The 26,678-nt window shown below is 75.1% G+C and carries 8 protein-coding genes; 5 read left to right on the top strand and 3 right to left on the bottom strand.

From position 1 onward, the window contains the following. Nucleotides 1-136 precede the first annotated feature (136 nt). Nucleotides 137-6,781, bottom strand: coding sequence for a non-ribosomal peptide synthetase (locus ABTY56_RS12340; RefSeq protein WP_350628584.1), 6,645 nt, complete (start codon nt 6,779-6,781; stop codon nt 137-139). Nucleotides 6,782-7,208: 427 nt separating this feature from the next. Between ABTY56_RS12340 and ABTY56_RS12335 the strand changes: the two genes are divergently transcribed. Continuing rightward, nucleotides 7,209-7,733: a hypothetical protein gene (locus ABTY56_RS12335; RefSeq protein WP_350628583.1), complete on the top strand. Its 525-nt coding sequence runs from the start codon at nt 7,209-7,211 to the stop codon at nt 7,731-7,733. A gap of 155 nt (nt 7,734-7,888) precedes the next feature. On the opposite strand, the gene ABTY56_RS12330 is transcribed toward ABTY56_RS12335, so the two are convergent. After that, nucleotides 7,889-9,508 carry an AMP-binding protein gene (locus ABTY56_RS12330; protein WP_350628582.1) on the bottom strand — a complete coding sequence of 540 codons (1,620 nt, stop codon included), beginning with the start codon at nt 9,506-9,508 and terminating at the stop codon, nt 7,889-7,891. Nucleotides 9,509-9,784: 276 nt separating this feature from the next. On the opposite strand from ABTY56_RS12330, the gene ABTY56_RS12325 reads away from it, so the two are divergent. From ABTY56_RS12325 to ABTY56_RS12310, 4 genes are all read left to right on the top strand, one after another. After that, nucleotides 9,785-16,105, top strand: coding sequence for a non-ribosomal peptide synthetase (locus ABTY56_RS12325; protein ID WP_350628580.1), 6,321 nt, complete (start codon nt 9,785-9,787; stop codon nt 16,103-16,105). Then, entirely contained in the window at nt 16,102-22,590 is a 6,489-nt protein-coding gene (locus ABTY56_RS12320; protein ID WP_350628579.1) for a non-ribosomal peptide synthetase, read from the top strand. Before ABTY56_RS12325 ends, ABTY56_RS12320 begins: the two co-directional genes overlap by 4 nt. A gap of 144 nt (nt 22,591-22,734) precedes the next feature. Continuing rightward, nucleotides 22,735-23,793, top strand: coding sequence for a guanitoxin biosynthesis L-enduracididine beta-hydroxylase GntD (gene gntD, locus ABTY56_RS12315; RefSeq protein WP_350628578.1), 1,059 nt, complete (start codon nt 22,735-22,737; stop codon nt 23,791-23,793). Nucleotides 23,794-23,917: 124 nt separating this feature from the next. Beyond that, nucleotides 23,918-24,694 (top strand): SDR family NAD(P)-dependent oxidoreductase, encoded by a 777-nt coding sequence (locus ABTY56_RS12310; RefSeq protein WP_350628577.1) that lies wholly within the window; start codon nt 23,918-23,920, stop codon nt 24,692-24,694. 90 nt (nt 24,695-24,784) lie between these two features. On the opposite strand, the gene ABTY56_RS12305 is transcribed toward ABTY56_RS12310, so the two are convergent. Next, complete coding sequence (locus ABTY56_RS12305; protein WP_350628575.1) at nt 24,785-26,521, bottom strand: acyl-CoA dehydrogenase family protein; 1,737 nt, start codon at nt 26,519-26,521, stop codon at nt 24,785-24,787. Nucleotides 26,522-26,678: the final 157 nt, after the last annotated feature.

The raw sequence follows: 26,678 nt of genomic DNA, 5'->3' as shown, positions 1-26,678 counted from the left end.
CGTTGCGGGTCGCTCTGGGGGCTTGTCGCGTTGCGGGGCTTGTCGCGTTCCGGAGGGTGCGGTCTGCCGGTCTGCCGGTCTGCCGGTCTGCCGGAGTGCCGGAGTGCCGGAGGTGCCGGAGGGGACGGTGGTGCGGTCAGTCGGCTTCGGGGTCGGTGAAGCCGGGGGAGGCGGGGGAGCCGGAGGGGACGGCGGCCGGGACGCACAGTGCGGCCAGGCGGCGCGGGGTGCGCTGCTGGAAGACCGCGCGGATGTCGACCGGGGAGCCGAACGCGGCCTGGATCCGGCCGGACAGCCGCAGCGCCGCCAGCGAGTCACCGCCGCGGGCGAAGAAGTCGTCGTCCGCGTCCAGGGGTTCGACGTCGGCGGTCGGGCCGGACGTGGCCGCGATGGCCTCGGCCGCCAGCACCGCCAGGGTGTCCCGGGCGGCCCGCAGGGTGTCGGAGTCCGGCAGCAGCTCGCCGACCTTCGCCGTCGGCCGCTCCGCGATGGCGTGCAGCAGCGCGAGCAGCAGTTCGCCGGCCCGCTCCGCGAGCGCGGTCGGGACCAGCTCCGGCCGGTGGCTGAGCGCGAGGTGCAGCCGCTGCTCCGGGGTGACGGTCAGCCGGACCGGGTAGTGGTACGGGTCGTGGCCGTGGGTGTCGGTGATCCGCAGGCCGCCTGACGGGCCGGATGAGCCTGCCGAGTCCGCCGACCCGCCTGATACACCGGACGAGCCCGCCGACCCGCCGGACCCCGACCCGACCGGCTCGGCGGCCGCGTAGTTCTCGAACACCAGGCAGCTGTCGAAGAGTTCGCGCTGACCGGCGCGACCGGCGGCGCGCAGGATCTCGCCGAGCGCCAGGTGCCGGTGCGGGGCCAGTTCGGTCTGGTCCCGGTGGAGGTCACGCAGCAGGGCGTCCAGCCCGGAGTCCGGGTCCAGCCGTACCGGGACCGGCGTGGTGTTGACGAGCAGGCCGACCAGGTCCTCGTGTCCGGGCAGGTCCGGGGTGCGGATCGATCCGGTGGCGCCGAAGACCGGCCTGCGGGCGCCGGTGAGCCGGTGCAGGGTGAGCGCCCAGGCCGCCTGGACCACGGTGTTGAGGGTGACGCCGTGGCCGCGGGCCGCCCGGCGGAGCGCCTCGGTGGTCTCCTCGGGGAGTTCCGCGGTGCGCCGCAGCGGCTGGGCGTGCACCCGTGCGGGGTCGGCGTCGGGGGCCAGCAGGGTCGGTCCGGCCCCGGACAGCGCCTTCTGCCAGGCGGCGCGCGAGGCCTCGCCGTTCTGCCGCTCCAGCCAGCCGAAGTGCCGCCGGTAGGGGACGGTGTCGGGCAGGCCCGTGTCGTCGCCGCGGTGCCGGTACAGGTGCGCCAGGTCCCGCAGCACGATCGCGCTGGACCGGCCGTCGACCAGGATGTGGTGGAGCGTCAGCACCAGCAGGTGGCGGCGCTTGCCGAGGCGCACCAGCAGGCCGCGGACCAGGGGGGAACGGGCCGGGTCGAACGGCTGCCGCCGTTCCGCGGCGAGCGTCTCCCGCCGCCGGGCCGCGTCGGCGCGGCGCAGGTCGAGTTCGCGCCAGGGGGCCTCGACGTGCTCGTCCAGGACCTGTACGGGCTCGCCGGAGGGCAGGAGCTCGAACCGGGCGCGCAGTGCCTCGTGGCGCCGCACCACCGCCTGGAAGGCGGTGCGCATCCGGTCGGCGTCCAGCTCGCCGTCGAGCTCCAGCACGGTCTGGACGGTGTGCAGGTCGGGGGCGCCGTGCTCGTAGCGGGCGTGGAACAGCAGGCCCTGCTGGGTGGGGGTGAGCGGGAGGACGTCCGCGACCGGGCCGTTCTCGGCGAGGGCGTCCAGCTCGTCCTGGGTGATCCGGACCAGCGGTACGTCCGAGGGGGTGATCCCGTGCGCGGCGGGCCGGCCGGCGAAGGCGGCCAGGGCGCGCAGTGCGGCGGTCCACTCCTCGGCCAGGGCCCGGACCTCGGGTTCGGCCAGCAGACCGGGGGCCCAGGACCAGGTGGCGGTCAGCCGCAGACCCTCGCCGCCGTCCTCGGCCACCGCGTTGACCTCCAGCGGGTGGGCCATCGGCTGGTCGGGGTGGACGGGCGGGGCGGCGGTCTCGCCGGCCGGGCGCCAGTCCGCCTCGGGGCCGGCGGTGAACCGGCCGAGGTAGTTGAAGGCGAGCTGCGGGTGGGGGAGGCCGCCGAGGGCGGCGCGGCCCCGCTCGTCCAGGTAGCGCAGCAGCCCGTAGCCGAGGCCGTGGTCGGGTACGGCGCGCAGGTGTTCCTTGACCGCCTTGAGGGCGCGGGCCAGGCCGGCGTCGTCGAGTGTCGCGGTGCCGGGGTAGGCGTCGGTGTCGGTGCCGGCGGCGCCGGGGGTGAGCAGGACGGGGTGCAGGGTGGTGAGCCAGCCGACCGTCCGGGTGAGGTCCAGGCCGTCGAGGTCCCGGCGGCCGTGGCCCTCCAGGTCGACCAGCAGCCCGTCGGTGCCGCGCGCGCGGGCGGCGGCCAGCGCCAGCGCGGTCAGCAGGACCTCGTCGGGGCCGGCCCGGAAGGCCGCGGGCAGCGTGGTGAGCAGCGCTTCGGTCTCGGCGGGGGTGAGCTCGACGGTCAGGCTCCGGGCGGTGCCGTGCACGTCGCGGGCCGGGTCGGCGGCGCGGTCGGTGAGCTGGGGGCCGGCCTCGGCGAGGGTGCGCCGCCAGTGCTCCAGCTGCGCCGCGACGTGCGGGCGTCCGGAGGCGTCGGCCAGCGTCTCGTACCAGCGCCGCAGCGAGGTCGGCACCGGGTCGAGCCGGGCCGGGGCGCCGGTGCCGGCGGCCAGCCAGGCGGCGTGCAGGTCGGGGAGCAGGACGCGCCAGGAGACGGCGTCCACGGCCAGGTGGTGGACGACGACGAGGAGGCGGCCGGAGGCGGTGCCGGCGTCGAACCAGATTGCCTGGAGCAGGTTCCCGGTGCGCGGGTCCAGTCGGCCGGCGGCGTCGGCGGCGTGCTCGGTGACCGCCGCGGCCAGGGCGTCGGGGGCGAGCCCGGCGACGTCGACCCGGCGGACCCGGTCGGCGGCGATGTCGGCGGCGGTGCCAGTGCCGGCTCCAGTGCCGGCTCCAGTGCCTGCGCCGACCGCCGGGACGGTCAGCGACCAGTCCTCGGTCAGTCGCATGCGGAGCGCGCCGTGCCGGTCGAGCAGGGCCTGCACCGCGCCGGTCAGCCGTTCCAGGCCGAGCCCGGCGGGGACGGTGAGCAGCGTGGACTGGTTGAACGAGTCGACGGGGCCGCCGAGTTCGCGCAGCCGGTGGACGATGGGCGGCGCCGGGAAGTCGCCCACCCCGTCGTCGTGGGTGACCGGGGCCGCCGTGCCGGCCGTGGTGCCGGACAGCGTGGCGAGCGCGGCCGCCGTCCGGTGCTCGAAGACCTGCTTGGCGGTGAGTTCGAGGCCCGCACCGCGCGCCTTGGCGACCAGCTGCAGCGAGGTGATGGAGTCGCCGCCGAGCTCGAAGAAGCCGTCGTGGACGGAGCGCACGTCGCGGTTCAGCACCTCGCCGAACAGCTTGACCAGCAGCTTCTCGACCGGGTTGCGCGGCGCGCGGCCGGTGGTGCGGTCCTCGGCCCGGTCGGGGACGGGCGGCAGCGCGGCGCGGTCCAGCTTGCCGTTGGGCGTGAGCGGGATCTCCGGGACGGCGACGAAGGCGTCCGGCACCATGGCGGCGGGCAGCCGTGCGGCGACGTGCTCGCGCAGCTCCTCGGCCCCGGGCGCGCCGCCCGAGCTGCCTGTGCCGCCCGAGCTGCCTGTGCCGCCCGAGCTGCCTGTGCCGTCCGTGCTGCCTGCGCCATCCGTGCTGCCCGTGCCGCCCGCGCCACCCGCGCCGTCCGTGCTGCCCGTGCCGCCCGCGCCGTCCAGGACGAGGTAGGCGACCAGCCGGTCGGCCTGCGGGCCGCTCCGGACGACGACCACGCAGTGCCGCACCGCCGGGTGGCGGCAGAGCTCCGCCTCGATCTCGGCGGGTTCCACCCGCTGGCCGCGGATCTTGACCTGGTCGTCGGCGCGGCCGAGGTAGACGAGTTCGCCGTCGGCGCCCCACCGGGCGATGTCGCCGGTGCGGTACATCCGCTCGCCCGGCGCGCCGAAGGGGTTGGCGACGAAGCGCTCGGCGGTCACACCGGGGCGGCGGACGTAGCCGCGTGCCAGGCTCGGCCCGGCGATGTACACCTCGCCGGGCACGCCGACCGGGACGGGGCGCAGCCAGGTGTCGAGGACGTGCATCGCGGCGCCCGGGATCGCCCTGCCGATCGGGACGGCGCCGGGGGCGATCCGGTCGTCGGGCCCGCTGCGGAACTCCATGCAGCCGACGGTGGCCTCGGTCGGGCCGTACTCGTTGACGGCGGTGGCGGTCGGGTTGCCGGTCCGCCAGGCGCTCAGCATCGCGCCGGACAGCTGCTCGCCGCCGACCACCAGGTCACGGGTGGGCGAGAGCCAGGCGTGGGTGTCGGCGAGCAGCGGCATCTGGCTGGGCGTCACCTTGGCGAAGGTGGCCGGGCCGAGGTCGGTGGGCGCGGCCTCGGTGAGCTCCGCCATGTGCACCCGGCCGCCGGCGGTGAGGCCGCCCCAGACGCCGGTGACGGTGAAGTCGAAGGAGATCGGCGACTGCACGATCGCGGTCCCGGCCAGGCCCGGGTAGGTGTGCCGGGCGAACTCCAGGTAGACGCCGACGGAGCGGTGCTCGACCTGGACGCCCTTGGGGCGGCCGGTGGATCCGGAGGTGTAGATCAGGTAGGCGCCGTTGCCGGGGCGCAGCGGGCGGACGCGCTCGGCGTCGGTGACGTTCCCGTTCGGGTGCGGCTCGGCCAGCAGGTCGGCGGGCCGCAGGTGGGCGATCGGGGGGTCGGTGGCCGGCGGGTCGGTGGGCCGTGGGTCGGCGGGCTGCGTGCCGTCGGCCGGGAGGTCGGCGGGGTCGGCGGGGTCGCGGTCGGTGAGCACCGCGGCGGGCCGGGCGTCCCGGAGCATGAAGGCGACCCGCTCCGCCGGGAGCGCCGGGTCGATCGGCAGGTAGGCGGCGCCGGACTTCAGCACGCCGAGCAGCGCGACGACCAGCTCGGCGTCGTGCGGCAGCAGGACGGCGACCACGGACTCGGGGCCGATGCCGCGGGCGATCAGGGCACGGGCGATCCGGTTGGCGGCCGCGTTGGCGTCCCGGTAGCTGAGTGCGCGGTGCCGGTCGGAGAGCGCGACGGCGTCCGGTGCCCGGTCGACCCGGGCCTCGAACAGTGCGGGCACGGTGGTCTCGGGTGCCGGGCCGCGGGCCGGGACACCGGGGACGGGCAGGGCGGCCCGGGCGGCGTCGTCGAGCAGGTCGAGGGCGGCCACCGGGGTGTCCGGTGCGGTGGCGAAGGCGGTGAGCGCGGCCTCCAGCCGGCGCAGCACGCCGCGGGCCGTGTCGGCGTCGAACACCTCGCGGCGGTGGGTGAGTTCGAGGATCAGCCGGTCGCCGGGGACGACCACCAGGCTGAGCGGGTAGTGGGTGGAGCCGTGGGCGCCGTCCGGGTCGGCGGCCGCCGGGTCGTCGGCGAGCGGGGAGATCCGCAGGCCGGCCGTCGGCCGGGCGGCACCGTCGTCGCTGCCCGGGTCGGCGAGGGCCAGGAAGGTGTCGAAGAGGGTGCCGTGCCCGGCGGACCGCTGGATGTCGGGCAGCGGGAGGTGGTGATGGTCGGTGAGCGCCGACTGCTCGCGCTGCACCCGGTGCAGGAGGGCGTGCAGTGGCTCGGCCGGGTCCAGGCGCACCCGCACCGGGACCGAGTTGATGAGCAGTCCGACCATCTCCTCGACCCGCGGGGCGGCGGCCGAGCGCACCGAGACGGTCTGCCCGAAGACGACGTCGGTCTTCCCGGTCAGTGAGGCGAGGGCGAGCGCCCAGGCGGTCTGGGCGACGGTGTTGAGGGTCAGGCCGCGGGCGCGCGCGGCGTCCCGGACGGCCGCGGTGAGCTCGGCGGGGAGTTCGGCGGCGACCAGGTCGGGGAGGTCCTCGGCCGCGCCGGTGTGCTCGGGGCCGGTCAGGGTGGGCGCTTCGAGCCCGGCGAAGGCCTGCTGCCACGCCTGCTCGGACGCCCGGACGTCGCGGTTGGCGAGCCAGGCCAGGTAGCCGGTGGGCGGGACGGCCTTCGGCAGGGCGGTGTCGTCGCCGCCGGCCGCGTAGATCGTCACCAGGTCGCGCAGGACGGTCGACAACGACCAGCCGTCGAGCAGGATGTGATGATGCGTCAGGATCAGGACGTGCGACTCTGGGGCCGTCCGGACGATCGAGAAGCGGATCAGCGGCGGGGCGCCGAGGTCGAAGCCGCGCAGCCGCTCCGCGGCGAGGTGCCGGGCCAGTTCGGCGTTCGTCCCGCGGGCCGGCTCGGCGTCCGCGCCGGCGTCCGTCCCACGGCGTGCTTCGGCGCCCGCCTCGACGCCCACCGCGGTGCCCGCCTCGACGCCCACCGCGGTGCCCGCCTCGACGCCAGGGCGGCCACCCGCTGCGGCCTCCGCCCCACCGGACAGGTCGAGTTCGGTGATCGGCACGGTGACCTTGCGGTGCACCAGCTGCACGCCCTGCCCGTTCTTCCGCTGCTGGAAGGAGGCGCGCAGCGCGGTGTGCCGACGGACCACGGCCCGGCAGGCGGCGCGCAGGCGGTCGCGGTCGAGCGGGCCGTCCAGGCGCAGCGCGGCCTGGCTGACGTACTCGTCGATGCCGCCCTGGCCGAGCAGCGAGTGGAAGAACAGCCCCTCCTGTAGGGGCGCGAGCGGAAGGACCGCTTCCAGCGGTGAGTCGTGGGCAGGCACTGGGTGATCTCCAACCGGGGCGGGTTGCGGTCGCACGGTCCGCGGGCGACGTCCGGCACGGACCGGCCGGGATCGCCGGGGGGACGGGAACTGCAGGGCCGTCCGGCCGGCCCGCGTCGGCCATGCTTCCGGCTGTCGTGCGGCCCGGCCAGGCAAGTGCCCGGCAATCGAAATTGCATTCCAGCTGCCGATCGGGTGTAACGGTCTCCACCAGGGGAATTCGGTTCTGCGGAGGCGTCCGGAAGGCCTTTGCGAGGCCTCCGGGAGGCGTTCGGAAGACTTCCGCAGGACGTCCCTGTCCCACCGGCGGGGGCTGCAGTAGGGTGCCTCTGCGCCGTTCCGGCCGATGTTCCGGCCGCCGCTTCGATCGCCTTTCCGATCGCCTTTCCGATCGCTTTCCGATCTCCGTTCTGACGAGGCCGCGCCCGTGCTCACGGCGCCGGCGCCGCCGCGGGCGCCTCACACACGATGGGATTTCCCCGTGAAAGACAACATGGTCGAGATTCTGACCGCAGCCGTTCTGGTGTTCGGGCTTCTCCGCGAGTTCCGGGATCAGAGACTGACCCTCGCCCCGTGGCTGCTTCCGGTGATTCCGATCGTGGTCGGAGCCCTTCAGGACGACCTGATCGACCACGACAGGAGCGGCGCCTCGATCGGGCTCGGCGCCGCGATCACCGGCGTCGGTCTGGTGCTCGGCGTGGCGTACGGCGCGCTGCTGCCGCTGAGCCGGGACGCCGCCGGGCACACCGTGTTCAAGGGCGGCCTGTACGCCGTGGCGGTCTGGGCGGGCCTGTTGGTCTCCCGGACGGCCTTTTACAAGCTCGGGCAGAACCAGGACATCGAGACCGGGTTCGGCTTCCTGGCCATCTCGTTCGGCGCAATGCTCCTGGCGCGCACGCTGGTTGTGGCCGTCCGGTCCCGGAAGGGCCTCCCCGCCGGCTCGCCGGCCTGACGCGGCGGGCCGGCGCCCAAGGGTCGGCGTTCACGGCCCACCCGGGGCCGGCGGCTCACGTCGCCCCCGGGGCCGGCCGCTCACGTCGCCCCCGGGGCCGGCCGCTCACGTCGCCCCCGGGGCCGGCCGGTCGAGCCGCCCCGGGGGTCGGCCGGTCAGGCCGGCGTGAGGCTCCGGATGTCGCCGCCCAGCTCGCCGGCGGTCAGCGCCGCCCACATCACCCGGCGGCGCGGCTTGCCGCTGGAGGTGACGGCGAGGCCGCCGCGCGGCACCTCGACCGCGAGCAGGTCGGCCTCGTTGCCCAGGGCCTCGGAGAGCACCGTGTGCGCGGCGGCCTGCCACTGCGGGTCGGGCTTCTCCAGCACGACCACGCCGGTCGCGCGGTCCTCGCGGTGGCCCAGCAGGACCGCCACCCGCCGCTGGGGGATGCCGAGTTCGTGCAGCCGGGCCTCCAGGCTCTCGGCGAAGACCATCTTGCCGCGGACCTTGACGCCGTCGCCGAGGCGGCCGACCACGTAGAGCTGGCCCTCGTGCAGGAAGCCGGCGTCGCCGGTGTGCAGCACCCCGCCGTCGAGCACCGTGCCGGAGGCCGTGCCGGCGGCGCCCTGGTAGCGGGTGCCCAGGGTGTTGCCGCTCACCAGCACCTCGCCGACGACGCGGTCCGGCACCTCGGCGCCCTCGTCGTCCACGACGGTGACCCGGACGCCGCGCAGCGGGCGGCCGCAGCCGACGAAGCGTCCGGCCTGGTCGCCCTCCAGGGTGACCTCGCTCCAGCCCTCGCCGATCGGCAGGCCGGTGACCGCCAGGGTGGCCTCCGCGCCGCCGTACGCGGGCAGCAGTGCGCGCCGGTCGAAGCCGTGCGGGCCGAGCAGTGCCTCGAAGCCCTCCAGTACCTGCGGGTCGATCCGCTCGGCGCCGAGGATCAGTGAGCGGAAGGACGAGAAGTCCAGGCCCTCCAGCTGGGCCGGCTTCACCCGGTGCAGGATGTACGCCAGGCCGAAGTTGGGCATGGCGGTGAGGCCGACCCTGTTGTCGCTGATGCACCGCAGGTAGCGCAGCGGGGAGCGGATGAAGTCCTCCGGCTGCATCATCCAGCCGTCGCAGCTCATCGTCACGAAGTTGACCATGCAGCCGATCAGGCCCATGTCGTGGTGGACCGGCAGCCAGGAGACGCCCGAGTACTCCGGGAACCACTCCAGCCAGCGGTGCATCGCGTTCACGTCGTTGGTCAGCGCCTCGTGGCCGACCAGCACGCCGCGGGAGCGGCCGCTGGAGCCGGAGGTGAACTGCAGCAGCGCGAACTCGGCCGGGGGGTACGGCTTCGGGGCCGGCTCGACGCCGTCGATGAACGCGTCGAAGACCACCGGCTCGGGCAGGTCGAGGCCTTCGGTGACGGTGCGCACCGAGGCCTGCGACTCCTCGTCGCAGACGATCACCCGGGGCTGGGCGGTGTCGAAGAGGGCGCGAGCGTGCTCGGCGTACTCGCTGCCGCGCTGGAACGCGAACGGCGGCGCGATCGAGCACGGCGTGCAGCCGGCCGCGATGGCGCCGAAGAACGTCGCCACGAAGCCGGGGCTGCAGCGCTGGACGACCGCCACCACGTCGCCGTCCTGCGCGCCGGCGGCGCGCAGCGCCTCGGCCGTGCGCAGCACCTTGTCGGCCAGCTCGGCGTAGCTGTGGAACTCCCAGGAGTCACCCGGACCGGCGAAGTGCAGGCCGCGATCCTCCGAGGCCTCCTCGACCCAGTCCAGCAGGGCCCTGTCGGGGATGCTCATTGACCGATTCCTCCCAGATCCTTGCATTCGTCGGAGCAACGTGGCTGCCGCCCACGGCCGCATCCTCCGGTTCGTACGGGCCGGAGGCCAGGAATCGAGCGGGCAACTCCGGTCCGCCGCACGGCCGGTACCAGCAAGGTCGATTGCCGGTCAGTTTCCTGGCCGTATCACTGCGCGCGCGCAAGCATCGGCGGCGAGAACCGTCAGCGCGGTCCCCGGGCAGCGGCCGGGGGGCCGCCCGCGCCGCCGGCCGACCGCCGTGGAGAGGAGCCAGGTGTGTACCGGGAAAGCGATCGAGAAGGATCCGGTTCGCACTCGTCGACCCGCGGGGCCGGGAACCGCACACCGCTGACCGCCGCCGGCCGGGCGCTGTGGCTCGCCCAGCAGTTCGCGCCGGACTCGCCGAGGTTCAACCTGGTTCGCCGCTTCGAGATCCGCGGCCCGCTCGACCCCGAGCTGTGGCACCGGGCGATCCGGCAGGCGCACGCGGAGAGCCAGGCCTTCGAGGTGCGCCTGGGCGAGGGCGCCGACGGCCCGTACCAGGAGCACCTGGGCCGCTCGAACGCCGGCTGGGACGTCGTCGACCTCTCCGACCGGGCCGACCCCGAACTGGCCGCCCACCGGTGGATCGCCGACCGGATGAGCACCACCTACGACCTGCGGCGCGGCCCGGTGGGCGAGGACGTGCTGCTGCGGCTCGGGGCCGCCCACTGGTTCTGGTACAGCAGCTACCACCACGTGCTGACCGACATCCAGGGCCTGGCCATCCTCACCGAGCGGATCAACGAGCTCTACAAGGCGATGGCGGCCGGCGCCGAGCCGGGCGGCCGCCCACTGCCGTCCTCCCTGCTGCTGCCCCTGGAGGAGGCCGCCTACCTGGCCTCGGAGCAGTACGAGGCGGACCGCGCGTACTGGCTGGAGCGGATGGCCGACCGGCCCGAGCCGGTCACCGTGGCCCCCCGCGCCGCCGACTGGGTGGGCGACGTGCTGCGCGCGCAGACCCTGCTGACCTCGACCCGCGCGACCGCCCTGCGCAAGCTCGGTCGGCGCCGGCGCACCGACTGGACAGCGGTGGTCGCGGCCGGGGTCGCCGCCTACCTCGGCGGGCTGAGCGGCCACCAGGACCTGGTCCTCGGCCTGACCGCGACCGTCCGGCGCACCGACACGGCCCGCGCCACCCCGGGCATGCTCGCCAACGAACTGCCGCTGCGCGTCCGGCTGGAGCCGGACATGACGGTGGGCGAGCTGATCGACCACACCTCCGCGCGGCTCGGCGAACTGCTCACCCACCAGCGCTTCCCGCACGAGCACATCCGCCGCGAGCTGGGCATGCGGGACGCGGGCGACCGGCTGTTCCACGCGGCGCTCAACCTGGTGCCCACCGGCGACCGCACCGAGCTGGCCGGCTTCCCGGCCACCGTGACCGGCCTCAACGCCGGCCAGGTCCCCGACCTGGTGCTCACCCTGTTCCCCGACCCGGCCGGCGGGCAGCACGTCCGCCTGGAGGGCAACGAGGCCCGCTACGACCAGGCGGACCTGGACGCCCACACCGTACGGCTGCTGGCCTTCCTGCACCGCCTGGCCGAGGCCGACCCGGACACCCCGCTGGCCCGGCTGCAGCTGGCGACGGCCGTCGAGCAGGACCGGGTGCTGAACGACTTCAACGACACCGAGTGGCCGACCGAGCGGATCACCCTGCCCGGGCTGTTCGAGCGCCAGGCCGCCCGCACCCCGGACGCCGACGCGGTGGAGTTCGAGGGGCGCACCCTCACGTACCGGGAGCTCGACGCCCGGGTGAACCGCCTGGCGCGGATGCTGCTCGAACGCGGGGTGCGCCGCGGCGGTTTCGTCGCCGTCGCCCTGCCGCGCGGCCTGGACAACCTGGTGGCGCTGCTCGCGGTGATGAAGGCCGGCGCCGTCTACTTCCCGGTGGACCCCGGCTACCCGGCGGACCGGGTGGACGGGATGCTCTCCGACGCCCGGCCCGACCTGATGGTCACCCGGCACGCCGACGGGCTCCCGGTCCGCGACGGCCTGGCCGCGGTGCACCTCGACGACGCCGGGGTGGCCGCCGAGCTGGACGCCGCCGACCCCGCCGAGCCGGCGCCGCCGACCGCGCCGACCCCGGCCGACATCGCGTACATGATCTACACCTCGGGCTCCACCGGCCGCCCCAAGGGCGTGCTGGTGCCGCACACCGGCCTGGCCGACTTCGCCGAGTCCCAGCCCGGCGTGCTGGCGCTGCGCGCGGGCGAGCGGGTGCTGATGATCAGCTCGCCCAGCTTCGACCCGTCGATGTGGGAGCTGTCGGTCTGGCTGATGAGCGGCGGCTGCGCGGTGATCGCCCCGCCGAAGCTGCTGCCCGGCCCGCAGCTGGCCGAGTTCATCGCCGAGCACCGGGTCGGCTGCGTGGGCACCGTGCCGTCGGTGCTGGCCGCCTTCCCGCCCGGCTCGCTGCCGGACGACCTGGTCATCGCGGTCGGCGCGGAGGCGCTGCCCGCCGAGCTGGTCCGCCGCTGGGGCGGCGCGCACCGGCTGCACAACGTGTACGGCGCCACCGAGAGCACCGTGTTCACCACCATGACCGGGCCGCTGAGCGGCCCCGGCACGCCGTCGATCGGCTCGCCGCTGCACAACGCCCGGGTGTACGTCCTGGACGCGCTGCTGCGCCCGGTGCCGCCCGGTGTCACCGGCGAGATCCACCTGGCCGGCCCCGGCGTCTCGGTCGGCTACCACCGCCGGCCCGACCTCACCTCGCAGCGCTTCGTCGCCGACCCGTGGGGCCGGCCCGGCAGCCGGATGTACCGGACCGGCGACAACGGCTCCTGGGGCCCGGACGGCAAGCTGCACTTCGTCGGCCGCAGCGACCACCAGGTGAAGATCCGCGGCTTCCGGGTCGAGCTCGGCGAGGTGGAGTCCAGACTCGCCGCGCACCCCTGCGTCGCCCGGGCCGCGGTGGTGGCCCGCGCCGCGCAGGGCAGTGCGCGCCGCCTGGTCGCCTACGTGGTGCCCGCGCCCGACGCCGAGGTGGAGCCCGCCGAGCTGCGCGCCTGGGTCGGCCGGACCCTGCCGGAGCACATGGTGCCCGCGGCGGTCGTCGCCCTGGACGCGTTCCCGCTCACCTCCAACAACAAGATCGACCGGGACGCGCTGCCGGAGCCCGACATCCGCGGCGGCGCCACCCGCCGGCCGCCGCGCACCCGCACCGAGACCGTGCTGTGCGAGCTGCTGCACGAGGTGCTCGGCGCGGAGGAGATCGGCATCGACGACGGCTTCTTCGACCTGGGCGGCGACTCCATCGCCGCCGTCCAGCTCGCCGCCCGGGCGGTCAACCGCGGGCTCGCGCTCACCCCGCAGGACGTCCTGACCTACCGCACGGCCGCCACCATGGCCGCGGTCGCCGACGGCGGCCGGGCCGCGGACCTCGACCGGTCGCTGCTGACCGACGCCGGCGGCCCGGCCGAGGGCCTGCCGCTGACCCCGCTGCAGCGGGGCATGCTGTTCCACTCGCTGTACGCCGACGACACCGGCGCCGACCCGTACATCGGCCAGATGGTGTTCGACCTGACCGGCGGGATCGCACTCGACCGGCTGCACGCCGCCTGCGACGCCCTGGTCGCCCGGCACGACGCGCTGCGCGCCCGCTTCGACCTCGACGAGCTGGGCGAGGCCCGCCAGACCCTTCCGGCGCGGGTCACGGTGCCCTGGGCCGAGCACGACCTGCGCGGGCTCGACGCCGAGGAGCAGCGCACCCGCACGGCCGAGCTGCTGGCCGCCGACAAGGCGACCCGCTTCGACCTGGCCCGGCCGCCGCTGCTGCGGTTCGCGGTGATCAGCACCGCCGACGACCGGCACCTGCTGGTCTTCACCAGCCACCACGTGCTCTTCGACGGCTGGTCCGTCGGGATCATGCTGAAGGACCTGTTCGCGGCCTGCTCCGACGGCTCCGAGCCGTCCGAGCAGGTGTCCTTCGCGGCCTACCTGCGCTGGCAGGACCGCCAGCCGAAGGAGACCACCGCGGACGCCTGGAAGCGCGCGCTGGCCGGGGTCGAGCAGCCCTGTCTGGTCGCCCCCGGGGCCGCGCTGACCACCGAGATGCCCGCGCTGACCCGCCGGGCGCTGTCCGAGGAGCTCTCCGCGGACCTGGCCCGCACCGCCCGGACGGCCGGCCTGACCGTCAACACCGTCTTCCAGGGCGCCTGGGCGGCCCTGCTCGGGCAGCTGACCGGCCGGGACGACGTGGTCTTCGGGACCTCGGTCTCCGCCCGGCCGCCGCAGCTGGCCGGGATGCAGGACCTGGTCGGCCTGGTGATGAACACCGTCCCGGTGCGGGTCAGGCTCTCCGCCGAGCGGGCACTGGCCGAACTGCTCACCGAGGTGCAGGCCGAGCAGGCCGCGCTCGGCGCGCACCACCACCTGGGCCTGGCCGACATCCAGCGCGGCCTCGGTCTCGGCGAACTCTTCGACACCACCATGGTGTTCGAGAACGCGCCGGCCGACCGCGAGGCGATCCGCCGGGCCCTGCCGGGGGTGGAGATCGCCGTCGCCGAGTCCGACCGCACCGGTGTCACCCACTACCCGCTCAGCCTGATCGTCCACCCCGGTCCGCGGCTGCGCCTGGAGCTGACCCACCGCCCCGACCTGTACCCCGCCGAGCAGGCCGAGGCGCTGCTGGAGCGGTTGGAGCGGTACCTGACGGCCTTCGTCGCCTCGCCCGAACTTCCCCTCGGGCGCGTCGAGTTGGTCGACGCCGAGGAACGCCGCGCGCTGGTCGGGGCCTGCAACGAGACGGCCGTGGCGCACGAGGAGGGCACCCTGCACGGGCTGTTCACCGCGCAGGCCCGCCGCACCCCGGACGCCGAGGCCGTGGTGTACGGCGAGCGCCGGGTCGGCTACGGCGAACTCGACGCGCTCTCCGGCCGGTTGGCCGCCACGCTGGCCGCCGACGGGATCGGCCCGGGCGACGTGGTCGCGGTGGCGCTGCCGCGCGGCGTGGACCTGGTCGTGGCGCTGCTCGCGGTGCTGCGCACCGGCGCCGCCTACCTCCCGCTGGACCCGGAGTACCCGCCGGAGCGGGTGCGGGCGATGACCGAGGACGCCCGCCCGGCGCTCACCCTGGACGAGCGCACCTTCGCCGAGCTGTCGGCGCGCGAGACCGCGGGCCCGGCGCCGGACCGCGCGGTCGACCCGGCGCACACCGCGTACGTGATCTTCACCTCCGGCTCCACCGGCCGCCCCAAGGGCATCGTGGTCGCCCACCGCGGCATCGTGAACTACCTGCGCTGGATGCAGCGCCGCTTCCCGCTGGCACCCGGCGACCGGGTGCTGCAGCGCACCTCGATCAGCTTCGACCCGTCGGTGTGGGAGATCTTCTGGACCCTGCACGTCGGCGCGACGATGGTGGTCGCGCTGCCGGAGGCCGACCAGCACCCCGGCTACCTGCCGGAGCTGATCCGCACCGAGCGGATCCACACCGCGCAGTTCGTGCCGTCCACCCTGGAACTGTTCCTGCTGGAGCCCGGCGCCGCCGCGTGCGACAGCCTGCGCCAGGTGTTCTGCGGCGGCGAGAAGATGACCGCCGGTCTGGTGGAACGTTTCCGCAAGGCCAGTGACGCCGGCCTGCACAACCTGTACGGCCCGACCGAGGTCTCGATCTACACCACCACCTGGCAGGCCGGGTCGGAGACCGGCACCGCCGACGTCCCCGTCGGCAGCCCGGCCGACAACCTGCGGGTGTACCTGCTGGACGGCGCCCTGCGCCCCGTCCCGGCCGGCGTGCCCGGGGAGATCTACATCGCCGGCACCGGCGTGACCGACGGCTACACCCGCCGGCCGCTGCTGACCGCCGAACGGTTCGTCCCCGACCCCTTCGGCCCGCCCGGCACCCGGATGTACCGCACCGGCGACCTCGGCGTGCGCCGCCCCGACGGAGCGGTGCGCTACCTCGACCGCGCCGACCACCAGGTGAAGATCCGCGGCCACCGGATCGAACTCGGCGAGATCGACTCGGCGCTGTCCGCCGTGGACGGCATCCGGCAGGTCGCCACGGTGGTCCGCGAGGACGTCCCCGGCAGCCCGCGGATCGTCTCGTACGCGGTGCCCGAACCCGGGGCGCTGCCCGACCTGGAGACCGCCCGCAAGCAGGTCGCGGAGCACCTGCCCGAGTACATGGTCCCGACCGCGATCGTGTCGCTGACCGCCCTGCCGCTCACCCCCAACGGCAAGCTCGACCGGACCGCCCTGCCCGCCCCGCAGGCCGGCCGACGGGAACGGCGCGAGCCGCGCACCGACCGCGAGCGCCTGCTGTGCCGCCTCTTCACCGAGGTGCTCGACGGACAGCAGGTCGGCATCGACGACAACTTCTTCGACCTGGGCGGCGACTCCATCGCCTCCACCCGGCTGGCCGGCCGGGCCCGGATCGCCGGCCTGTCCCTCACCCCGCGGGACGTGTTCCGGCACCGCACCGTGGCCGCCCTGGCGGAGGTCGCCACCGGGATCGAGCCCGAGACGGCCGCCGCCCCGCCGGCGGCCCCGCAGCTCGAACTCGACGCCGACGAGCTCGCCGAACTCGAAGCGCACTGGAGAAGTGGGAAATGAAGCCGACCTCGTTCGACGCGATCTGGCCGTTGACACCGCTGCAGGAGGGCATGCTCTTCCACGCCCTGTACGACGGCGGGCAGGAGGGCGTCGACCACTACAACATGCAGCTCCCGATCGAGCTGACCGGAACGCTGGACCGCGCCGCGCTGCGCCGAGCCTGCGAACTGGTCGTGGCCCGGCACCCCGCGCTGCGCGTCGGGTTCCTGCAGCGCCGCTCCGGTGAGCCGTTCCAGGCCGTGGCGTCCCGGGTGGAGCTGCCGTGGGCCGAGGTCGACCTCACCGGGCTCGACCCGGCCGACCGGCAGACCCGGCTGCGGGAGGTGCTCACCGAGGAGCGCCACCGCCGCTTCGAGATGACCCAGCCCCCGCTGCTGCGCTTCACCCTGTGCGCGCTGGCCGCCGACCGGCACGTCCTCGTCCTCACCAACCACCACATCCTGATGGACGGTTGGTCGATGCCGGTGGTCGTCGAGGACCTCTTCCGGATCCTCCACCACGGCGGCGACGCCACCGCCCTGGACCCGGCGGCCTCCGTCGGCGACTACCTCGGCTGGCTGGGCACCCGCAACCGCGAGGCCACCGAGGCCGCCTGGGGCAAGGCACTGGCCGGCCTGGAGGGCCCGACCCTGCTCGGCCGCGGCGCCGAACTCGCCGGCGGCGACGTCGCCCAGCACCGGATCCGCCTGGAGCTGGACGAGGAGCGCTCCCGCGCGCTGGCCGCGGCCGCCCGCGGCCGCAACCTCACCGTCAACACCGTGATCCAGGGCGCCTGGTCGCTGCTGCTCGCGCTGATGACCGGCAGCGACGACGTGGTCTTCGGCTGCACCGTGGCCGACCGGCCGGCCGCCGTCCCCGGCGTGGACCGGGTCGTCGGCCTGCTGATCAACACCGTCCCGGCCCGCGTGCGGATCGACCGCACCGAGCCGTTCGGCGCGCTGCTCGACCGCGTCCAGGACGAGCAGGCCGCACTCGCCGAGCACTCCTGGCTCGGCCTCGCCGACATCCACCGGATCAGCGGGCACGACAGCCTCTTCGACACCACCGTCGCCTTCGAGAACTTCCCGCTGCCGGCCTCCGCCCGCGGCGTCGAGGTTGCCGGTCTGCGCCTCGCACTTGCCGGTGACGCCGTCGACGAGGTGCCGGAGGGCACCCACTACCCGCTCAGCCTCGCCGTCTTCCCCGGCCCGACCACCGTCTTCGAACTCAACTACCGCGCCGACCTGTACCCGAAGGCGCGGGCCGAGGCGCTGCTGGAGCGCCTGAGCCTGCTGGTCGGGCACGCCGTCGAGCGGCCGGACACCCCGGTCGGCCGGCTGCCGCTGCTCACCGAGCAGGAACGGCACCGCATCGAGCGCGCCGCCGCCCCGGCCCCGGTCGCCACACCGCCCGGCACCCTGGTCGAGCTGTTCGAGCAGCAGGCCGCCCGCACCCCGGACGCACCCGCGGTCAGCTGCGGCGCCGAGCGGCTCACCTTCGCCGGGCTCGACACCGCCGCCAACCGGCTGGCCCGGCAGCTGGTCGCCCGCGGCGCCGCCCCCGAGCGGCCTGTGGTGATGGCCCTGCCGCGTACTGCCGAGGCCGTCGTCACCCTGCTGGCGATCCTCAAGTCCGGTGCGGTGTACGTGCCGGTGGACCTCGAACAGCCCGCCGAGCGGATCGCCGCCGTCCTCGCCGAGCTGCGCCCGCACCTCGTGGTCACCACCGGCGTGTCCGCCGCCCGGCTGCCCGGGGGCACCGAGCGGGTACTGCTGGACGAACTGCCGCACGAGCCGAACGGCACCGCCCTCACCGACGACGAGCGGCTCGCCCCGCTGCGCCCGGAGAACCTGGCCTACACCATCCACACCTCCGGCTCGACCGGCCGCCCCAAGGGCGTGGCGATCGAGCACCGGTCGCTGGCCAACATGTTCCACAGCCACCGCAACCACCTGTTCGAGCCCGAGCAGGCCGCCGCCGGCCGTCCGCTGCGCGCCGCGCTGACCAACTCCCTGGTGTTCGACGCCTCGTGGAGCCAACTGCTGTGGATGGTCGGCGGACACGAGCTGCACATGATCGAGGAGGAGCTGCGGGCCGACCCGCACGCCCTGCTCGACCACGTCACCCGGCACGGCATCGAGGTGCTCGACACCACGCCGAGCTTCGCCCGCCAGCTGATCGCCGAGGGACTGCTGGACGAGGGCCGTACGGTCCGCGTCCTCGCGCTCGGCGGCGAGGCCGTCGACGAGCCGCTGTGGCAGCGGCTGCGCGCCGCCGAGGGCCTGTCCGCGTACAACCTGTACGGCCCGGCCGAGTGCACCGTCGACCCGATGTACGCCCGCTTCGCGGCGCACGAGCACCCGGTGATCGGCGGCCCGGCCGACAACCTGCGCGCCCACCTGCTGGACGACGCGCTGCGGCCCGTCCCGCCCGGCGTCACCGGCGAGCTGTACCTGGCCGGCGCCGGCCTCGCCCGCGGCTACCTCGGACAGCGGGTGCTCACCGCCGAGCGCTTCGTCGCCGACCCGTTCGGCGAGCCGGGCGCCCGGATGTACCGCACCGGCGACCGCGCCCAGCGGGACGACGACGGCACCCTGGTCTTCCTCGGCCGTACCGACGACCAGATCAAGATCCGCGGCTTCCGGGTCGAGCCGGGCGAGGTCGAGGCCGTGCTGGCCGCCGACCCCGGCGTGCGGCACGCCGTCGCGGTGGCCCGCGAGGACGGCCCCGGCTCCCCGATGCTGGTCGCCTACGTGGTCGCCGCGCCCGGCGCCACCGCGGACGGCGGGGCGCTGCGCGCCCGGGCCGCCGAGGTGCTGCCGGGCTACATGGTGCCGTCCGCCGTGGTCGTGCTGGACGAGCTGCCGGTGACCGTCAACGGCAAGGTGGACAAGGCGGCGCTGCCCGCGGTCCGCTTCGACGGCGGCGGCGAGGGCGGCGAGCCGCGCGACGAGCAGGAGGAACAGCTCCGCGGGCTGTTCGCCGAGGTGCTGCGGGTCGAGCGGATCGGCATCCACGACAACTTCTTCAACCTGGGCGGCGACTCGCTGCTGTCGATGCGGCTCTCCGCGCTGGCCCGCCGGGCCGGGCTCGCGCTGAGCCCCCGGGACGTCTTCCTGCACCGCACGGTGGCCGCCCTGGTCGCCGCCGCCCGGGACGCCGATGCCCGCGCTGCCGACCCCACGGACACCGGTGCCCGGGACACCGGCGCCGGAGAGGCCGCCGAGCCGCCGTCCGAAGGCACCTTGCCCGAGGGCCCGCTGCTCGAACTGGCCGCCGAGGAGCGCGCCGAGATCGAGGCCGCCCACCCCGACGCCGTCGAGGTGTGGCCGCTGACCCCGCTCCAGCAGGGCATGAGCTTCCACGCCCTGCTCGCGCCCGACCGGGTCGACCCGTACGTCACCCAGCAGGTCTTCGACCTGGACGGCGAGGTGGTGCCCGCCGTGCTGCGCGCCGCCTTCGACACCGTCCTCGCCCGGCACGCCAACCTGCGGGCCCGCTTCGTGCGGCTGCGCTCCGGCCGGGCCGTGCAGGTGATCCCCGAGCGGGTCGGGGTGCCGTGGCAGGAGGTCGACCTCGGCGCCCTGGCCGCCCCGGAGCAGGCCCGCCGGGTCGAGGAGCTGGTGGCCGAGGAGCACGACCGCCCGTTCCCGCTCGGCTCCGCCCCGCTGCTGCGGGCGCTGCTGGTCCGGCTCGCCGACGACCGCCACGTGCTGGTCGTGACGGACCACCACCTCCTGTTGGACGGCTGGTCGGTGCCGCTGTTCTTCCGCGAGGTCTTCGCCGCGTACGCCGCCGGCGGCTCTGCCGAGGGGCTGCCGGAGCCGGTGCCGTTCCGCCGGGTGCTCGCCTGGCTGTCCGGCCGGGACGGCGCGGCGGCCGCGCTGGCCTGGGCCGGGGCGCTGGCCGGTCTGGACGAGCCCACGCTGGTCGCCCCGCACGCCGACCTGTCGGTGCTGGCCGGGCAGGGCACCGTTCACGAGGTCCTGGACGCCGGGGCCTCCGCCCGGATCACCGCCGCGGCCCGCGCCGCCGGGATCACCGTGAACACCCTGGTGAACGGCGCCTGGGCGATCGCCCTGGAGCGGCTGACCGGCCGCGGCGACGTCGTCTTCGGCGCCGCGGTGTCCGGGCGCGCGCCCGAGCTGCCCGGCGTCGAGGACGCGATCGGCCTGGTCATGAACACCGTGCCGTACCGGGCCGTGCTCGACCCGGCGGAGCCGCTGGACGCCGCGCTGGTCCGGATGCAGACCGAGCAGTCCGAGCTGATCGCCCACCACCACCTCGGGCTGCCGGAGATCCAGCGGGCCGTCGGCCTCGGCGAACTCTTCGACACCATCGTCGGCTTCGAGAACGCCGGGATCCACCACCCCGAGGTGCGCCGGCCGGTGGCCGGACTCGGCATCGGGCTGCGCGAGCCGTCCGTCGCCGGCTCCGCCCACTACCCGCTGCGCCTGCTGGCGCGCCCGGGCGAGCACCTGGACCTCAAGCTCCACTACCGCACCGACCTCTACGGCGAGGCCGAGGCGGGCGACCTGCTGGCCTCGGTGCTGCGGGTGCTGGAGACCTTCGCCGAGGCGCCGCGGACCCCGCTCGCCGCGCTGGACCTGCTCTCCGCGACCACCCGGGAGACCGTCCTGGAGCGGTGGGCCGCGACCGCCCCCGCCGCGCCCGCGGCCACCATCCCGGCGCTGTTCGCCCAGCGGGTCGCCGAGCACCCCGAGGCGCCGGCCGTGCTGACCGGCACCGAGGAGCTGAGCTACGCCGAACTCGACGCCCGGGCCAACCGGTCGGCGCGCGTCCTGCTGTCGCACGGGGCCGGCCCGGAGCGCATCGTCGCGGTCCTGCTGCCCCGCAGCGCCGAGCTGGTCACCACCATCCTGGCGATCTGGAAGAGCGGCTCCGTCCACATGCCGGTGGACACCGACTACCCGGCCGACCGGATCGCGTTCATGCTCACCGACGCCCGGCCGGACCTGATCCTGGCCGCGCCCGACGCCGTCGCGAAGGTCCCGGCCGAGCTGCGCGACCGGGTCGTGACCACCGACCGGCTCACCGCCCCGGCCGACACCCCCTCCGGCGAGGTGACCGACGCCGAGCGCGGCCGCCCGCTGCTGCCCGCCTGCGGCGCGTACGTCATCTTCACCTCGGGCTCCACCGGCCGCCCCAAGGGCGTCCTGGTCACCCACGCCGGCCTGGCGAGCTTCCTGGCGACCCAGCGGCGGCACCTGGACCTCGGCCCCGGCCGCAAGGTGCTGTGGTTCGCCTCGCCCAGCTTCGACGGCGCCATGGGCGAGCTCAACACCGCGCTGCTGAGCGGCTCCTGCGTGGTCGTCGGCAGCTACGAGGAGATGCTGCCCGGGCAGCCGCTGGCCGACTGGGTGGCCCGGACCGGGGTGCAGACCCTGACCGTCCCGCCGTCCTCGCTGGCCGCGATGGCCGACGGCAGCCTGCCGGAGGGGATCACGATCGTCACCGGCGGCGAGGTCCTGCCGCCCGAGCTGGTGGCCCGCTGGGCCCCGGGCCGGCGGATGCTGAACATCTACGGCCCGACCGAGACCACGATCATCGCGACCGTCGGCGGGCCGCTGGAGCCCGGCGTCGCCGTGTCGATCGGCGTCCCGGTCGTCGGCGCCCGGATCCGGGTCCTGGACCACTGCCTGCGCCCGCTGCCCGCCGGGGTGCCCGGCGAGGTGTACATCTCCGGCGCCGGCCTGGCCCGGGGCTACCTGCACCGCGCCGACCTCACCGCGAGCCGCTACGTCGCCGACCCCTTCGGCGGGCCCGGCGCCCGGATGTACCGCACCGGCGACGTCGCCCGCTGGCTGCCGGACGGCCGCCTGGACTACGTGCGCCGGGCCGACGACCAGGTGAAGCTGCGCGGCTTCCGGATCGAGCCGGGCGAGATCGAGGCCGTGCTGGCCGCCGACCCGGGCGTGCGGCACGCCACCGTGCAGCTGCGCGAGGACATCCCCGGCGCACGGCAGCTGGTCGCGTACGTCGTCCCGGCCGGGCCGGACGGCACCGACCCCGCCGCGCTGCGCGACCTGGTCGCCGCCCACCTGCCCGAGTACATGGTGCCGGCCGCCGTGGTCGAGATCCCCGAGCTGCCCACCACCCCGCACGGCAAGCTGGACCGGGCCGCGCTGCCCGCCCCCCGCTTCGCCGCGGCCGAGGGCAGCCGGGCGCCGCGCACCCCGCGCGAGGAACTGCTGCGGCAGCTGTTCGTCGACGTGCTCCGGGTCGAGCGGATCGGCATCGACGACAGCTTCTTCGCGCTCGGCGGCGACTCGATCACGTCGATCAAGCTGGTCACCGCGGCGCGCGAGGCCGGGCTGGAGATCTCCCCGCGGGACGTCTTCACCCACAAGACCGTCGCCGAACTGGCCGCCGTGGTCACCGAATCCGCGCCGGAGGCCGCCGTGGAGGAGGAGGGGGAGCCGCTCGTCGACCTCGACCAGGACGAACTCGACGAGTTCATCGCCAGGTTCGCCGAAGAGGACTGACCGACCCGGGCGGAGGAGCCGGCCGGGACCCTGCTCGGCCCTCCGCCCGTGACACCACCCCGCCGCCCGCCCCGCGCGGACGGCACAGGACCATCCGCCCGCCCACCCGGCCGAACCGGTCGGAGAACAGCAAGGGAACACCTGATGATCCGTCAAGAATCTTCCACTGCAACCGCTCCGACCCCGTTCGAAGGCCGGCCCGCCGAGTACGTCCTGAGTCCGGACGAGGCCGCCGAGCTCGCCCGGGCCGCCCACAAGATCGCCGACGACTGCGGCAACCCGCTGGACGAGGAGTTCTACGACCGCGCCTGGCAGTTCGACCGGATGCTGCCGGTCGGCCTGCAGTCCTTCCTGGCCGACTTCCGCCGCCACGAGCCCGCCGCCGCCTGCCTGGTGCACGGCCTCCCGGTGGACGACGTCGAGCTCGGCCCGACCCCGGCGCACTGGCGCGACGCCATCGCGGCGGAGACGGCCCGCACCCAGGAGGCCATGCTGGCGCTGGTCGGCCTGGCGCTGGGCGAGCCCTTCGGCTGGGCCACCCTCCAGGAGGGCAGCATCATCCAGAACGTCCTGCCGATCCGCGGCGACGAGGACCGGCAGAGCGGCTACGGCAGCGAGGCCCTGCTGGAGTTCCACACCGAGGACGGCTTCCACCCCAACCGCTGCGACTACCTGATCCTGCTCGGCCTGCGCAACGCCGACCGGGTGCCGACCATCGTCGCCTCCGTCCGGGACGTCGAACTCGACGACCGCACCCGGGAGGTGCTCGCCCAGGACCGCTTCCACATCCTCCCGGACACCGAGCACATCCGGCAGCTGGAGACCTCCGACCCGGACCACCCGGCGCTCGCCAAGCTCCGCCGGATGGCCGACGACCCCACGGCGACCAGCGCGCTGTTCGGCGACATCCTCTCCCCGTACCTGCGCATCGACCTGCCGTTCATGCGCTGCGTCGGGGACGACCCGGAGGCCGTCGAGGCCCTGGACCGGCTGATGGCGGAGCTGACCCGGGTCCAGCAGGAGGTGGTGGTCGGCCCCGGCACCCTGCTGGTCGTGGACAACTACCAGGCCGCGCACGGCCGGCGCTCCTTCAAGGCCCGGTACGACGGCACCGACCGCTGGCTGAAGAAGATCACCGTCAGCCGCAACCTCCGCCGCAACATGGCCGGTTACGCCCCCGACCGGCACCGCGTCATCGTCTGATCGCCCCGGGCCCCGGTGACCCCGGGCCCGACCGCACCCGCACACCCGGCACCCCGCACACCCAGCCGGGGCCCGGCCGCCCCAGAGCGCCCGGGCCCCGGCGTCCTCTGAAAGGCCCCCGCCCATGCGCACAGTCATCGTCTCCGGAGCCTCCAGCGGCATCGGGAAGGCCACCGCCGAGCGGTTCGCCGCCTCCGGCGACCACGTGGTGAACCTCGACGTCACCAAGCCCGCGGCCCCGGCGGCGGGCCTGGACGGCGGCCCCGGATCGGTGAGCCACCTGGAGGTCGACGTCGCCGACTGGCAGGCCGTCAAGGAGGCCGTCGACACCGTGCACACCACCCGCGGCGGCCTCGACGTGGTGATCGCCAACGCCGGCATCAGCATCCGCAGCGGGGTGCTCGAACTGACCGAGGCCGACGTGCGCCGCGCCATCGACGTCAACCTGGTCGGCGTGCTGGCCCTGTGGCGGCACTCGGCCCCTCACCTGCTCGGCCAGGGCCACGGCGTGCTGCTCGCCACCGCCTCGGTCAACGGCAGCCGCGGCTACCCGCTCTACGCGCCGTACAACGCCACCAAGGCCGGCGTCGCCTCGCTCTGCCAGACCTTCGCCATGGAGCTCAGCCCGCTGGTGCGCACCGCGTGCGTCACCCCCGGCGCGGTGCTGACCCCGATGCAGCGCGCCGAGTACACCGACGCGATGCTGGACGAGGTCAACGAGCGCATCCCGGCGCGTCGGCACGCCTCTCCGGAGGAGATCGCCGAGGTCTTCCACTTCCTCGCCTCCGACCAGGCGAGGTTCGTCACCGGCCAGGAGTTCGTGGTGGACGGCGGCGAGACGGCCGGCGCCACCACCGCGTTCTTCCCCGGCCCGCTCGTGCCCGGCCAGGCGCAGCGGTAGGGCAGTCCGCCGGACAGGAGGCGGCGCCGGCCCCGGCGCCGCCTCCTGCGGTTCTCCCGTCGTCCTGCCGCCGTCCTCCGCCGGCCCGGATCAGACCCGCGCGCCGTGCTCCAGCACGGCCTCCAGGCCGAAGTACCGCCGGCTGACCCGGCACTCCTCCATGACGGCCTCCAGCCCCGGCAGGTACGTCTCCCGTTCGTCCGGTACCACGTCCCGGTCCAGCCGCTGCAGCAGTCGGCGGAGCACCAGGACGAGCCAGCCCGCGTCCGGTGCGGAGTCCCGGTTGTGCAGCCAGACGTGCACGCAGGAGGAGGCGGCGTGGAAGACGCAGTGGTCCTCCGCGATGCGCGAGCCGGCCACCGAGGCCGCGTCGATGCCGTGCTCGGCGACGCGGCCGTAGAGCGCGGCCCGGCGGCGGTCCAGCTCGGCGACCACCTCGGCCAGGTCGCCGGCCTGCCCGGGGGCGCACTCGGCCGCGGCCACCCGGGCCAGCCGCTCCACGGCGGTGCGCCAGCCCCGGGTGATCTCGTCCTGCCCGTTGGTCGCCAGGGCCAGCCTGTTGCCGTCCGGCTCCCAGACCGGGGCCTCGACGGAGAGGTCGAACAGCCGCTCCAGCAGTTCCCCGGAGCCCTCGGCGGCCCGGTCCGCGAGCGGGGCCAGCGCGGCCAGCTGGGTCGCGATGTTGAACAGGTTGACGTGCGTGGTGCCCTCGAAGATCGAGGTGATGCAGTGGTCCCGGCGGATCTTCTGGAAGGCGCCGGAGGCGACCAGTTCGCGCAGGTAGCCGCGCGCCGCGAGCACCTTGGACATCTGCTCCATGGTCTCCTCGCCGATCACCGGCACCAGGTACTTCACCACCGAGGACCAGAGGGCCAGCCGGGCCGGGGCGAGGGTCAGCGCCCGGGCCACCGGGATCGTCACGCAGTCGGCGACCAGCAGGTCCAGGTGCGCGTCGACGAGGTGCCGGCGGACCACCGGCAGCCGGTGGATCGGGGCACCGTACAGCCGGCGCTCGTGGGCGTAGTCCAGCCCGATCCGCAGCACGGCGTCCATGCTGCCGAGGGACATGCCGCCGATCGCGGTGCGGGTGATCTGCAGGGTGCGGACGGTGTCGATCAGCGCGCGGCCGGGCCGGCCGACGACCGCGCCGGCGGCGGGCATCCGGGAGCCGGTGAACCGGATGCCGCTCACGTCGTGGCCGCGCAGGCCGAGGGCGCGGACGATCGGCTTCGGCTCGACGCTGTCCGGGTCCAGCTCCCGCCGGTCGACCAGCAGCAGCACCGGCCCGCGCGGGCCCTGGGCCAGCACCGTGTAGAACCGGGCCCGGTTGCCGTTGCCCACCGGCCACTTCTCGCCGTCCAGCACGTAGTCCTCGCCGTCGGGCACGGCGGTGGTGGCCGTGGTGGTGAGGTCGCTGCCGACCTCGGCCTCGGAGACGGCGAAGCACAGCTTGTCCCCGGCGGTCACCGCCTCGGCGATCCGCTTCTGCTGGTCGGGCGTTCCCCACAGCCAGACCGGCTGGCAGCCGAGCATGCTGGAGCCGAACATCACCGCCATGGTCAGGTTCCGCCGGGCCAGCGAGCGGGTCACCGCGAGCACCGATTCCAGGTTGAGCATCCGCCCGCCGGCCACCGCCGGGACGAGGCGCTCCGGCAGGCCCCAGTCCAGCAGCAACCGTTCGGCGCCGGGCGGGACTTCGCCGAGTTCCTCGTGCTCCACGACCTCGGCGAAGGCGAACGGTCCGGACGCGGCCAGCGGGTCTCCCAGCAGCGCCTCCAGCTCGGCGGTCAGCCGACGGGTCGGGCGGGGAACGGAATTCGGCTCCATACGACTGGCTCCTGTGCACGGGAATACGGAACGCCCAGCGTGTTCCGGTGCAGTGTCGTCAGGAGGCCTTCCGCACTTCCAGGCAGCGGCGCAGGCAACTCGTCATGCCTGCAAGTTGCCCAGTGAGTGCCTAGGTTCTGCGGGTGTTTCGCCCGAG

The organism is Kitasatospora sp. NPDC097691 (assembly GCF_040302665.1).
In the GTDB taxonomy this organism is placed as follows: Bacteria; Actinomycetota; Actinomycetes; order Streptomycetales; family Streptomycetaceae; genus Kitasatospora.
The sequence above is the reverse complement of the archived record's forward strand: the minus strand, read 5'-3'. Positions and strand labels throughout refer to the sequence as shown.

Bases quoted from the DNA above. Each gene is read 5' to 3' on its own strand.
- ABTY56_RS12330 (WP_350628582.1), bottom strand. From the start codon at position 9,508: ATGAGCATCCCCGACAGGGCCCTGCTGGACTGGGTCGAGGAGGCCTCG.
- ABTY56_RS12320 (WP_350628579.1), top strand. From the start codon at position 16,102: ATGAAGCCGACCTCGTTCGACGCGATCTGGCCGTTGACACCGCTGCAG.
- gntD (WP_350628578.1), top strand. From the start codon at position 22,735: ATGATCCGTCAAGAATCTTCCACTGCAACCGCTCCGACCCCGTTCGAA.
- ABTY56_RS12310 (WP_350628577.1), top strand. From the start codon at position 23,918: ATGCGCACAGTCATCGTCTCCGGAGCCTCCAGCGGCATCGGGAAGGCC.
- ABTY56_RS12305 (WP_350628575.1), bottom strand. From the start codon at position 26,521: ATGGAGCCGAATTCCGTTCCCCGCCCGACCCGTCGGCTGACCGCCGAG.